The following is an 11,172-nucleotide window of genomic DNA, read 5'->3' as shown; positions in this document are numbered from 1 at the left end:
GTCGATTCGCGCTCGCCTATGCGCTTAGACGAGCGATTCGGGCCCATTTCGCTCGGGAGGGGAGGGCCGATGCGAGACGCGTCACATGCGGGAGACCTCACCCCAGGTGACGCCGTAGCATCGAGAGCATGAGCGACAGCGAGCCCTCGAAGGAGATCCCCGAGTCGATCTTCTCCGACGACGACGGCAGCGCTGACGCGCGCCTCGCGCAGGCGCTCATCCGCTACTCGCACGCCAAGACCCCCCTCGCGGACGTGGTCGACGCGCTCGCCTACGCGCGCGTCCTGATCCCGGTGCTGGCCAACGGCGAGCGCCGCATCATGGGCGAGCACGGCGTCGAGAAGGACCAGGTTGCGTCTACCGGCGTGGTCGCCGTCCAGATGCCCGACGGGCGTGCCGCGCTGCCGATCTTCACCGACGTCGACGCCATGAAGGCGTGGAACGCCGAGGCCAGGCCCATCCCGGCGGAGGGACCGCGCGCCGCGCTCGCCGCGATCGCGGAGGGCTGGTCCAGCCTGGTCCTCAACCCGGGCATGGAGACCGTCCTGATCCCGCGCCCGGCGGTGTGGGCCGTGGGGCAGGGGCAGGACTGGAGCCCGGCCGTGGTGGACGGCTGGGTGTCGGAGGATGTGCGCGAGGCCGTGAGCTCCGCGGTGAGCCTCGACGACGCACTGCGGGGCGTGGATGCGCGCGCGGGGGGCAACGCGGAGGTCACCATCGTGCTGACGCTCGCCCCGGGGCTGACCCAGCCCGAGCTGGACGCCATCATCGAGCGGGTCCAGCGCGAGCTCGCGCACTCGGACGTCGTGGCTCAGCGGGTGGACACGCTCGAGCTCAAGCTCGCGACAGCGCCGTAGGGAAGCGGGCGCGCGCCGACTACCAGTCGCACTCGGCGACGTTGGGCTCGTGCGTCGACTCGTCGGCGAGGAAGTCCTGCACCGAATCGAGCGTGACGGCGAAGCTCTCGCCCCCGCCGTTCGAGGCGTAGAGCACGCCCAGGACCTCGCCGTCGACGTTGGCGACCGGGGAGCCCGAGTTGCCCTCCTTCGTCACCGCGGCGAGAAAGTCGACGTCGTCGCTGCCCGGCTCCAGGGTCTCCTCCACGACCCGCTGGTAGCGCCCGATCGTGGTCGTGAGCCGGTCGCCCTCGGGATAGCCCACGATGTAGAGCTCCTCCGCGGACACGGGCCCCTCGTCGGCGATGGTCGCCACCTCCGGGAACGTGCCGTCGATGTGCACGAGAGCGAGGTCGGCGGTCGAGTCCAGCACCGAGGTGGTGCCCGTGTAGTGGCGGCCGTCGTAGCTGGTGAGCTCGATCTCCATGGCGCCCTCGACCACGTGGCGGTTGGTGACCACCGTGTTCTCGTCGAGCACCCAGGCCGACCCGCTCCCGTACGACGTGCACGTCACCACGGAGACCCGCATCGCGATGTGCTCGACCACGGTGAAGCCGTCCGATCCCCGGGGCATCTCGGGCTCCGCGGAGGGCAGCGTCACCTCGGGGATGAAGGTCGCCGGCAGCGGCGGTGGGGCCTCGGGAAGCGTCGCGCACGCCGCCAGGCTCAGGGTCGACACGGCGGCGGCGAGGAGGCGCAGCCTCACTGGGCGTCCTGGTAGTCGGTCCACGTCTCCTCGACGGCGGCGCAGAACTCGTCGATCTCCGCCTCGACCGCGCGCAGGCTCGCGGTCGTGTAGCGCCACGCCTGGTTCAGGTAGCCGATGTGCTCCGCGCGCTCGTCCGCGCACGCGATCAGCTGCTCGATGACGTCGCTCGCGAAGACCAGGTCCTCCGTCGCATGCGCGTCCTGGTTCGCGAGCGTCGAGATGGTGCTGGTCGCCTCGTCCAGCTGAGACTCGGTCTCCGCCAGCGAGGCCTCCGCGGCGTCCGCCTCGGCGCGGGCCACGGCCAGCTGCTCGCCCAGCTCGGCCGACTCCGCGCGCAGCTCCTCGTTCTGGTCCACCCACGCCTCATGCGTGACCCACAGGTACGCGCTCAGCCCCGCGAGCGCGAGCACGCCCGAGGCCAGCGCGGTCCACCCGAGGACTCGCACGATGGTCCGTCCGCGGCGCCTGGGCGCGGGGGGAGGGAGAGGGGCCGATGCGGCGGCTGGCGCGGGCGCGGCAGCGAGGGCCGATGCGCCGGCCGGCACGGGCGCAGCAAGGGGCGCCGATGCGCCGGCAGGCTCGGCGGCGGGCGCCGGCACCCGCGGCACGTACGGAGCCTCGGGCTGCTCGGGCACGGGTGGGTTCTGCGAGCCTGGTGGCTGCTCGGTCACGGCACGTCCTCCTCAGCTCGGCGGTCCGTGGCCGCCACTGTAGCGGTCGGGACCGTCCGGGCCGTCCGGCGCGCACGGCTTCGCGGACACCCGCACCCGCGAGGGTCAGCTGGTGGCGCAGTCGATGGGCTCGGGCACCAGCAGCGAGGGCTGCGCGATGAGCGTGTTGAGCATCGACACCGGCACGATGAAGCTGTTGTAGTCGTTCTTCGCGTACACGACGCCCACGACCTGGCCCTCGTCGTTCAGGACCGGCGAGCCCGAGGACCCCGGCTCCACCTGCGCCGTCGTCGCGAGCACGGTGTCGATCGCGCCGTCGACGTTGATCGGGTCGTCGGTCTCCCCGAGCACCACGCCGCTGACCGTCGTGAGCTTGCCGCCGTTGGGGTAGCCCACGACCGTGATGACGTCGCCCTCCTGCGGATCCTCCTGGGCGCGCGCCGCGAAGGCGCCGCCGAGCGACTCGGTCGTGGTGACGATCGCGATGTCCGCGACGGTCGTGGTGGAGGCCGCGGTCGCCTCGATCACGCGGCCGTCATGCGTGGAGACCTGGATGTCGCCCGAGTCCTCGATGACGTGGCGGTTGGTCACGAGCGTGAACGCGTCGAGCGCGAACCCGGTGCCCGTCTTGACGAACCCGCAGCCGATGTTGCGCACGCGCACCGTCATGCGCTGCGCCGCCGTGAAGCCGTCGGGGGACAGGCCCACGTTCTGCGCGACCGGGGTCGCGGTGGGCGCCGGCACCCAGTCGCTGGGCATCGCCTCGGGTCCGTCGGGGATGGCCGAGCACCCGGCGAGCGCCACGGCGGCCACCGCCGTCAGCGCGGCGATGCGCCTCATCCGGCCAGCTCCGCGCGCAGCGCCTCGTTGCTGTCCTTCGCGGCCTCGCAGAGCTGGGTGACGCCGCTGGCGTACTCCGAGAGCTGCTCGGGCTCGTAGTTGTCGGGCTCGGCGAGATACTCGGCGAGCTGCTCGTGCCCGTCGATGCAGCGCTGCATCGCGCTCGCGACCGCCGTGGACTGGCTGAGGTATCCCTCGAGCTGGTCGATCTGCTGATTCGCGAACGCGGAGGCGTCGTTGGCGCTGGCCTTCTCCGCGCTCAGGTCGACCACCTTCTGGTTCGACGTCGCGAGCTGCTGGCTCAGCAGGTCGATCTCGGACTCGAGCTGCATGGTCGTCGACTGCTCGCTCGACAGCTCCTCGCCCAGCGCGTAGTTGGCCTCGGTGAGTTCGTCGGCGCGGGCCTCCCATTGGTCCGTGGTGCGCCACAGGTGCACGTCGAGAGCGACCGCGGCACCGAGCAGCAGGAACAGCACGATCGACGCGGCGATCCATCCCGCGCGCCCGCGCCTGCGGGGCGCCGCCACAGGAGCCTCGGGCGGAGGGTCGCTGCGGCGACGGCGGTGAGGGCTGCCGTCCTCGGTGGTGGGGCCGGCGGTGGCGACGGCCGATGCGGCGGCCACGGAGGCTTCGGGCGTCGCCGAGGCGATCTCGTCGACCTCGTCGGCCTCGGAGGCGTCGGACTCGGGGTCCGCGTCGGATTCAGGGGTGCCGTCGTCGAGGTCGGCGGCGCTCGCGGCGGAGGGGGAGACCTCCTCGGTCGTCACGTCGTCTGGCGACTCGGACACGTCGGTCTCGACCGCATCGGCCGAACCGTCCTCGGTGGCCGGAGACACCTCATCGTCGACGGGCGCGGTGTCGATGCGCTCGTCGGTCGATTCGGTGTTCCTCGTCATTTAACTGACTGCCCCCGTGTACTTCTCTCCGGGCCCCTCGCCGGGGGCGTCCGGCACCACCGATGCCTCTCGGAATGCCAACTGTACGCTTCGCAGTCCGTCGCGAAGCGCGCGTGCATGAGTGTCGCCGAGATCGGGTGCGGCGGCCGTGATCAGTCCCGCGAGGGACTCGATGAGCGTCCGGGCCTCGTCGAGGTCCTGGTGCTCCTCGCCTTCATCGGACAGCCCGCACCTGAGCGCGGCGGCGCTCAACAGATGAACGCTTACGGTGGTGATAAGTTCCACCGCGTTGACATCGGCGATGTCGCGGGCTGCTGCGGCGGAGGCGTCCTGGAGCGGATCTGCGCCGCCTTCGGGTGGTGTCGTGGTCATCGTGGTATCCTTGCTGATTGACCGGCCGGGGATCCGTTCCCTGGCGCGCAAGTGGAGTCCACCTCCCACCCTAGGACCAAACAGATGGGCCAGGGTTCGGTCACGGCCTCGTGCCGCACTCTCGGGTGCACGCGGAGCCGTGGACCCGGTGGCCTCTGCTCGTGTTCGGGCAGGGGCCTTTTTCCTTGCCCGGCGTCACAGACAGACGACGAGAAGGAGCCACTCATCAACGAGCCCCGCATCAACGAGCGCATCCGCGTCCCGGAGGTCCGCCTGGTCGGACCCAACGGAGAGCAGGTGGGAATCGTCCGCATCGAGGACGCGACCCGTCTGGCGCAGGAAGCGGATCTCGATCTGGTCGAGGTGGCGCCCAACTCGCGTCCGCCCGTCGTCAAGCTCATGGACTACGGAAAGTTCAAGTACGAGGCGGCGGTCAAGGCGCGCGAGGCACGGCGCAACCAGGCCAACACCGAGATCAAGGAGATGCGCTTCCGTCTCAAGATCGACGAGCACGACTACGAGACCAAGAAGGGCCACGTCATCCGCTTCCTCAAGGGCGGCGACAAGGTCAAGGTCACGATCATGTTCCGCGGCCGCGAGCAGTCGCGACCGGAGATGGGCCGCCGCCTGCTGCTGAAGCTGGCGGACGAGCTGCAGGAGTACGGCGTGGTCGAGAACATGCCGTCTCAGGAGGGTCGCAACATGTCCCTCGTGCTCGGCCCGCTCAAGAAGAAGGCGGAGGCCAAGGAAGAGCAGCGCAAGGCTCGCGAGGAGCGCAAGGCGGCCGGCAAGGCCGAGCGCGCCGAGCGTGCCGCTGCCAAGACGGCCAAGCAGACGTCGGGCGAAGAGCCCGCTTAAGACCGGCGAGTCCCCACCGGGACGCGCAGATTCAAGGAAGGGCAGTCATGCCGAAGAACAAGACCCACTCGGGCGCCAAGAAGCGCTTCAAGCTCACCGGCACCGGCAAGGTGAAGCACTCGCACGCCATGAACGTGCACAAGTTCGAGGAGAAGACCTCGTCGCGCAAGCGCCGCGTGGCTCAGGACGCGATCCTGTCCGACGCGGACTCCAAGAAGGTCAAGAAGCTGCTGGGCAAGTAAGTCCCGCGACGAGTAACAAGGAGTAAGAAACATGGCACGCGTCAAGCGGGCGGTCAACGCCCAGAAGAAGCGCCGCAGCACCCTCGAGCGGGCCCACGGCTACCGTGGCCAGCGCTCGCGCCTTTACCGCAAGGCGAAGGAGCAGGTCACCCACTCGATGGTCTACAGCTACAACGACCGTCGCAAGCGCAAGGGTGACTTCCGCAAGCTCTGGATCCAGCGCATCAACGCTGCGGCCCGCGCGAACGGCATCACCTACAACCGCTTCATCCAGGGCCTCAAGGCCGCTGAGATCGAGGTGGACCGCCGCATGCTCGCCGAGCTCGCGGTGAACGACCCGGCCGCATTCGCCGCCCTCGTGGAGACCGCCAAGAAGGCGCTCCCCGAGGACGTGAACGCCCCGGCCGCGTAAGCGCCACAGGCATGACGGGACGCCCCGCCGGACCTGACGACCTCACCCTCACGCTCGAGAATCCTCGGGCCGAGAGGGTCAAGAAGGTCGCGGGACTGGCGGGGCGTTCTGCGCGCTCCCGGGCCGGCCAGTTCCTGGTCGAGGGACCGCAGGGCGTGCGCGAGGCGGTCGCGTACGCGCCCGCGCGCGTGCGCGACATCTATCTGACGGCCGATGCGCTGGGCAGGCATCGTGCGGTGGTCGCCGATGCGCTCGCGGCAGGGCTGTGGGTGCACCTGGGCACGGAGGACGTGCTCAGGGCCATGAGCGCCGATGCGCAGGGCATCTTGGCGGTCGTCGACACCCACGGAGACTCGCTGGACGACGTGGTCGCGGCTGCTCCGCGGCTGGTCGCCGTGCTGAGCAACGTGCGCGACCCGGGCAACGCGGGCACCGCGATCCGGGTGGCCGATGCGGCGGGTGCCGATGCCGTGGTGCTCGCCGGGGAGTCCGTCGACATCACCAACCCCAAGGTGGTGCGGTCCACCGCGGGCAGCCTGTTCCACCTGCCGATCGTGCGCGCGCCTCTCGCGGACGCGGTCGAGGCGCTGCGCGCCAAGCGTTGGCTGGACGGCGCCATGGCCGGCCTGGCGCTGTTGGCCGAGAGCGCCGATGCCGGCGAGGCGGATTGGGTCGTCGAGAGCGGTCGGGACGAAGCCGGGCGCACCCTGGCGTTCCGCCCCGTGGATGTCGCCGCCTTCGCTGAGCCGCTGCTGTTCCGCTTCGGCGAGCGCGTGCTGCTCATGTCGGCCACCATCCTCGATCCCCCCACCTACCTGGCGGCGCTGGGGCTGGATCCGGACGAGGTCGCCGTCGTTCGCGCGCCCTCGACCTTCCCACCCGAGCGTCGCCCGATCCGGCTGCGGCCGGTCGCCCGTCTGACCCGGCACCACCTCGATCGCGACCTGCCCAAGCTGACCGCGGCGGTGGTCGACCTGATGCGTCGCCACCCCGACGAGAAGGGCGTCGTGCACGCCCACAGCTACCGGATCGCGCGGGCGATCGAGGCCGCCGTTCCGAGCGATCTGCGCGGACGGCTGCGAACGCACGACGACGCCAGCGGCCGCGACGCGGCCTTGCGCGCGCACCTGAGCGACCCCGGCCCCACGGTGCTGCTGACGCCGAGCATGACCGAGGGCATCGACCTGGCCATGGACGCGTCCCGCTGGCAGGCGATCTGCAAGGTGCCGTGGCCCTACCTGGGCGACCCGCAGGTGGCGGCGCGACGGGCGCGGGATCCGGCCTGGTACGCGTGGCGCGCGTGCCTGACGGTGGTGCAGGCGTACGGCCGGTCGGTTCGAAGCGCCGACGACGCGGCCGTCACCTACCTGCTCGACGCCGGATTTCCGAGCTTCCTCCGGCAGCAGGCGGGACGCCTTCCGGAGTGGTTCCTCGAAGCGGTCGTCCCCGACGAGGCGACCGACGCGCCGACGTAGTCCGCGACCCGCCGCCCTAGAAGTGGTCGGCGAGCCCCAGGAAGGGCGGATGATCGAGGGTCAGGGCGTGGAGGCGGTGCATCGCGCCGGCGCTGCCCTCGGCCTCGCCGGAGGCGATCAACGCCGCGGGCGTCGTGCCGGCCAGCAGCGCGACCAACGCGCCGACGTCCAGCGTCACGTCGGGCGTCTCCCGCGTGGGATCCACGGTGCACCCGTCCGGGGCGACCGTGACGCGCCAGCGTCCATCGTTCCACGGGGCCGACGCGTCCCGCAGCTCGAGGATCAGCGTGCCCGCGGCCGGCTCGGGCGCGCGCAAGGGCGTGAGCGCGGCCTTCACGTCGACGATCCGCATCTGCAGCGGCGTGCGCGGTCGGGATCGCTCGTCCGCGTCGCGGCGGGCGAGCGGGTCGTCGGTCGGGAGCTCCAGCCGCACGCGACCGGTCTGTCCGTCCCATGCGGTCAGCAGGGCCAGCACGCGCGCCCGGCCTGCCGGATCGGTCCAGGCGGCGTCCACGACGTGCAGGACCCCGTCGGTCCCGAAGCCTTCCGTCGCGACGATCGCGTAGCCGCCCTCGCAGCGGTAGGCGTGGACCGGTGAAGCCGTGGCGCTCGGCGCCTCGAACAGGTCGCGCCAGCGAGCCGGCATGCCGTCCGCGTGCGCGCCGAGCCCTTCGGGCGTGTCCCGGTCCAGCGTGAACGAGCGGCGCGAAGCGAAGGCGCGCCGGATCGCGCGAAGGTCCGGATCGTCCGGCGCGACCGGCACCGCGTCGACGTCCCGCGCCCGTCCGGGCAGGCGGTCGAAGGGAAGCTCCAGCACGACCGACGACGGCACCCGACGGTAGCCGAACGCATCGTAGAAGCGCGGATCGAAGGGGTGCTCGCCCGACCAGCCGACGCCCGCCTCGTGCAGCTCCTCGAACCCGGCTCGGAGAAGCGCCCGCACGTGCCCCCGACGGCGCGCTTCGGGCGCGGTCGCCACCGAGGCCAGCGCACCGGTAGGAACGAGCGCGCCGCCGATCCAGGCGGGGTAGGGGTACCAGGTGGCGGCGGCGGCCAAGCGTCCCTCGGCCTCCACGACGCGGATGTACGGTACGCGCCAGGCGACGGCCTTCGCGACCTCGGGATCTCCCGGGTCGGCCGCGGAACCGAAGGCCGCGTTGCGGACGCGCAGCCACGCTCCCACTTCGTCGTCGCGCAGCGCACGCACGATCGGGTCGGAGCTCACGGGCTCAGGGCTCGGCCGCGAACGGCAGGGGCAGGGCTCGCTCGGCACTGGTCCGCAGGACCATCGTCGTCTCGGTCCGCTCCACGCCCTCCATCATCATCAGGCGGTCGAGGAACTCGTCGAGGTCTTCGGGACTGGCGACGCGCACCTTGGCGAAGTAGCTGTAGGTGCCGGCCACCGAGTGGAGCTCCTCGATCTCGGGCAGGGCCAGCAACCGCTCCACCAGGTCCGAGACCACCGTTCCCGGCCGCGGCGCCAGGGCGACGAAGGCGCAGATGCGCAGCCCCAACGCCTCCGGGGCCAGCACGGCGCGGTAGCCGAGGACCACGCCCGCCTGCTCGAGCTTGCGAATCCGCTCGCCGACGGCGGGGGCCGAGAGGCCCACCCGCTTCGCGACGTGCGCGTGCGACGCGCGCCCGTTCTCGCGGAGAATGGCGAGGATGCGGCGATCGATCGCGTCGAAGCGTTCCATGACGACGACGCTACCACCGGGCCGCCGAGCCGACGGCCCCGCAGACGGTCGCGTCCTTCGCGGCGAACGCGCCGTTCCCGCCGGACGGCCGCGGTAGGCTGCCGCTCGTGCGAGTGCTCTTCGTCGGCGACGTCTTCGGCACGCCCGGTCTGCGGGCCACGCGCGCGTACCTCAGGGAGGTGCGCGACCGCTTCGATCTGATCGTCGTCAACGGCGAGAACGCGACCGGAGGCTTCGGCCTCGCGCGCAAGCACTTCCAGCAGCTGCGCGACGCGGGGGCCGACGTGGTCACGCTCGGCAACCACAGCTTCGACCAGCCGGAAACGGCGGAACTGCTCGAGGAGACCCGGCACCTCATCCGACCGCTCAACTACCCGCCGGGCACGCCGGGATTGGGGGCCGTCACCCTGGACCTGCCGGCCGGGCGCGTCACCGTCGCGCAGGTGCTCGGCCGCATCTTCCTCGAGCCGATGGACGATCCGTTCCGCGCGCTCGACGACCTCGTCGAAGCGCTCGGCGACGAGCACCCGTTGATCGTCGACGTGCACGCCGAAGCCACCAGCGAGAAGAAGGTCCTCGGCTGGCACCTGGCGGGCCGTGCCGCGGCCGCCATCGGGACGCACACCCACGTCCAGACCGCCGACGAGACGATCCAGCGCGGCACGGCCTACCTCACCGACGTGGGCATGAGCGGGGTCCAGGCCTCGTCGATCGGAATGCGCTACGACGAGGTGCACGCCCGCTTCACGCGCAAGCCGTCGCCGCGCTGGCGGCCCGCTCAGGGGCGTGCCACGGTCTGCGCGGCCGAGATCGAGCTGGACGGGACGCGCGCCCGCGCCATCCGACGCATCCAATGGACGGAGGAGGGCGACGAGGAGCCACGGTAGGATGCCGGCCATGCCGATGGACGCAGGCGCACGCCCGGACCGCGACCACGACCCGTTCGGCCGCCTCCGCGCCGACGTCGACTACCTCGGAACCGCTCTCGGTACGGTCCTGCGTGAGCTCGAGGGACCGCGCCTCTACGATCTGGTCGAGCGCGTGCGCGGGACCACCAAGCGCATGCGCGACGCCGACGCCGACGACGCCGCGTCGGCCCGGTCCGAGCTCGAACGGCTCCTGGCCCAGCTGGACCTGCCGACCGCCGAGCGGCTCCAGCGTGCCTTCACCGTCTACTTCCAGCTGATCAACCTGGCGGAGGAGATCCACCGCGTGCGCGTCAACCGCGTCCGCGACGCCGACGCCAGCGACGCCGACCCGCGGCCCGAGTCGATCGCCGCCGCGGTCGCCGAGCTGCGCGATCAGGGGTGGAGCCGCGCCGAGGCGCGTGGCTTGATCGAATCGCTGGACGTCGGCCCGACGCTCACGGCGCATCCGACCGAGGTCAAGCGCTACACCGTGCGACTCAAGCTCGAGCGCGTCGCGGAAGCGCTGCGCGCGCTGCGCGAGCGCGAGCTGCCGCCGCAGAAGCGCCACGAGCTCGACGAGCGCATCCACGCCGAGATCGCCGTGCTGTGGCAGACGCGCGAGCTTCTGCACGCCAAGCCGTCGGTTCTGGACGAGGTCAAGAGCGCGCTGTACTACTACCGGCGCTCGCTGCTCGACGCCGTGCCGCGGCTGCAGCAGGACCTCGAGGCGGCGCTCGACGCCGCCTACGGACCGGCGGAGGAGCCTCCGCTGGCTCCGGTCCTCCGGCTCCGGTCCTGGATCGGAGGCGACCGCGACGGCAATCCGAACGTGACCCCGGAGGTGACCGAGGCGGCGGTGCGCCTGCAGGCGGACGTGGCGCTCGAGGCCGCGGTGCGGGACGTCGACCTGCTGGTCCAGCGCCTGTCGCAGAGCGAGCAGCGTGTCAGCCTCACCCACGGCTTCCGCGAGGATCTCGCGGAGCTGCAGGACCGCGAAGGACCGCCCGACCGTTTTGCGGGAGAGCCGTTCCGGCAGCGCCTGTTCTACGTCCACCGCTTTCTGCTCCGAACGCGCGAGCGGCTGGTCGAGGGGCATCCCGTCCCCGGCTACCCGGGTGGAGCGGCCGGTTTCCGGCGCGATCTCGAGCGCCTCGCCGACACGCTCGAACGGGGGCAGGGGCGGCGGGCCGCGCGGG

14 protein-coding genes are annotated in these 11,172 nt (G+C 71.7%); 7 read left to right on the top strand and 7 right to left on the bottom strand.

Annotated elements, in window-relative coordinates:
• Positions 1–128 precede the first annotated feature (128 nt).
• Positions 129–857, top strand: a complete 729-nt coding sequence (locus tag QZ483_RS09840) for an SseB family protein (RefSeq protein WP_297083458.1) — start codon at positions 129–131, stop codon at positions 855–857.
• A gap of 19 nt (positions 858–876) precedes the next feature.
• Here QZ483_RS09840 and QZ483_RS09835 read toward each other — a convergent pair whose 3' ends face one another.
• From QZ483_RS09835 to QZ483_RS09815, 5 genes are all read right to left on the bottom strand, one after another.
• The gene (locus QZ483_RS09835; protein WP_297083456.1) at positions 877–1,602 is read right to left on the bottom strand and encodes a serine protease; all 726 of its coding nucleotides are present in this window, start codon (positions 1,600–1,602) and stop codon (positions 877–879) included.
• Positions 1,599–2,276 carry a hypothetical protein gene (locus tag QZ483_RS09830; protein WP_297083454.1) on the bottom strand — a complete coding sequence of 226 codons (678 nt, stop codon included), beginning with the start codon at positions 2,274–2,276 and terminating at the stop codon, positions 1,599–1,601. Before QZ483_RS09830 ends, QZ483_RS09835 begins: the two co-directional genes overlap by 4 nt.
• A gap of 105 nt (positions 2,277–2,381) precedes the next feature.
• Positions 2,382–3,116: a serine protease gene (locus tag QZ483_RS09825; protein ID WP_297083451.1), complete on the bottom strand. Its 735-nt coding sequence runs from the start codon at positions 3,114–3,116 to the stop codon at positions 2,382–2,384.
• Positions 3,113–4,012: a hypothetical protein gene (locus QZ483_RS09820; protein WP_297083449.1), complete on the bottom strand. Its 900-nt coding sequence runs from the start codon at positions 4,010–4,012 to the stop codon at positions 3,113–3,115. The genes QZ483_RS09825 and QZ483_RS09820 overlap by 4 nt, the downstream gene beginning before the upstream one ends.
• Complete coding sequence (locus tag QZ483_RS09815; RefSeq protein ID WP_297083447.1) at positions 4,013–4,384, bottom strand: DUF1844 domain-containing protein; 372 nt, start codon at positions 4,382–4,384, stop codon at positions 4,013–4,015. It abuts the gene before it with no gap.
• Positions 4,385–4,609: 225 nt separating this feature from the next.
• Between QZ483_RS09815 and infC the strand changes: the two genes are divergently transcribed.
• From infC to QZ483_RS13605, 4 genes are read left to right on the top strand one after another with little or no spacing between them, the layout of a single operon-like run.
• A complete protein-coding gene (gene infC / locus QZ483_RS09810) occupies positions 4,610–5,242 on the top strand; it encodes a translation initiation factor IF-3 (RefSeq protein WP_297083463.1) in 633 nt (210 codons plus the stop codon).
• A gap of 47 nt (positions 5,243–5,289) precedes the next feature.
• A complete protein-coding gene (gene rpmI, locus QZ483_RS09805) occupies positions 5,290–5,484 on the top strand; it encodes a 50S ribosomal protein L35 (RefSeq protein WP_297083445.1) in 195 nt (64 codons plus the stop codon).
• 31 nt (positions 5,485–5,515) lie between these two features.
• Positions 5,516–5,896, top strand: coding sequence for a 50S ribosomal protein L20 (rplT, locus tag QZ483_RS09800; protein ID WP_297083443.1), 381 nt, complete (start codon positions 5,516–5,518; stop codon positions 5,894–5,896).
• 11 nt (positions 5,897–5,907) lie between these two features.
• Positions 5,908–7,371, top strand: coding sequence for a helicase C-terminal domain-containing protein (locus QZ483_RS13605; protein ID WP_367117098.1), 1,464 nt, complete (start codon positions 5,908–5,910; stop codon positions 7,369–7,371).
• 16 nt (positions 7,372–7,387) lie between these two features.
• Here the strand turns inward: QZ483_RS13605 and eis are convergent, their stop codons facing one another.
• On the bottom strand, positions 7,388–8,596 hold the full coding sequence (eis, locus tag QZ483_RS09785; protein WP_297083440.1) for an enhanced intracellular survival protein Eis: 1,209 nt from the start codon (positions 8,594–8,596) through the stop codon (positions 7,388–7,390).
• A gap of 4 nt (positions 8,597–8,600) precedes the next feature.
• Positions 8,601–9,068, bottom strand: coding sequence for an Lrp/AsnC family transcriptional regulator (locus QZ483_RS09780; protein ID WP_297083438.1), 468 nt, complete (start codon positions 9,066–9,068; stop codon positions 8,601–8,603).
• Between the two features lie 107 nt (positions 9,069–9,175).
• On the opposite strand from QZ483_RS09780, the gene QZ483_RS09775 reads away from it, so the two are divergent.
• The gene (locus tag QZ483_RS09775; protein WP_297083436.1) at positions 9,176–9,955 is read left to right on the top strand and encodes a TIGR00282 family metallophosphoesterase; all 780 of its coding nucleotides are present in this window, start codon (positions 9,176–9,178) and stop codon (positions 9,953–9,955) included.
• Between the two features lie 10 nt (positions 9,956–9,965).
• Positions 9,966–11,172, top strand: a 1,207-nt coding sequence (locus QZ483_RS09770; RefSeq protein WP_297083434.1) for a phosphoenolpyruvate carboxylase, incomplete at its 3' end; no start/stop codon positions are given.

It is taken from the genome of uncultured Demequina sp., assembly GCF_913055775.1.
Classification (GTDB): domain Bacteria; phylum Actinomycetota; class Actinomycetes; order Actinomycetales; family Demequinaceae; genus Demequina.
Note: the sequence above shows the minus strand (reverse complement) of the source record. Positions and strands in the feature narration are given on the sequence as shown.

What these genes read in the sequence shown, in the direction of transcription:
- QZ483_RS09840 (WP_297083458.1), top strand. Translation starts at nt 129, where the DNA reads ATGAGCGACAGCGAGCCCTCGAAGGAGATCCCCGAGTCGATCTTCTCC.
- QZ483_RS13605 (WP_367117098.1), top strand. Translation starts at nt 5,908, where the DNA reads ATGACGGGACGCCCCGCCGGACCTGACGACCTCACCCTCACGCTCGAG.
- QZ483_RS09820 (WP_297083449.1), bottom strand. Translation starts at nt 4,012, where the DNA reads ATGACGAGGAACACCGAATCGACCGACGAGCGCATCGACACCGCGCCC.
- rpmI (WP_297083445.1), top strand. Translation starts at nt 5,290, where the DNA reads ATGCCGAAGAACAAGACCCACTCGGGCGCCAAGAAGCGCTTCAAGCTC.
- QZ483_RS09815 (WP_297083447.1), bottom strand. Translation starts at nt 4,384, where the DNA reads ATGACCACGACACCACCCGAAGGCGGCGCAGATCCGCTCCAGGACGCC.
- QZ483_RS09780 (WP_297083438.1), bottom strand. Translation starts at nt 9,068, where the DNA reads ATGGAACGCTTCGACGCGATCGATCGCCGCATCCTCGCCATTCTCCGC.
- rplT (WP_297083443.1), top strand. Translation starts at nt 5,516, where the DNA reads ATGGCACGCGTCAAGCGGGCGGTCAACGCCCAGAAGAAGCGCCGCAGC.
- QZ483_RS09825 (WP_297083451.1), bottom strand. Translation starts at nt 3,116, where the DNA reads ATGAGGCGCATCGCCGCGCTGACGGCGGTGGCCGCCGTGGCGCTCGCC.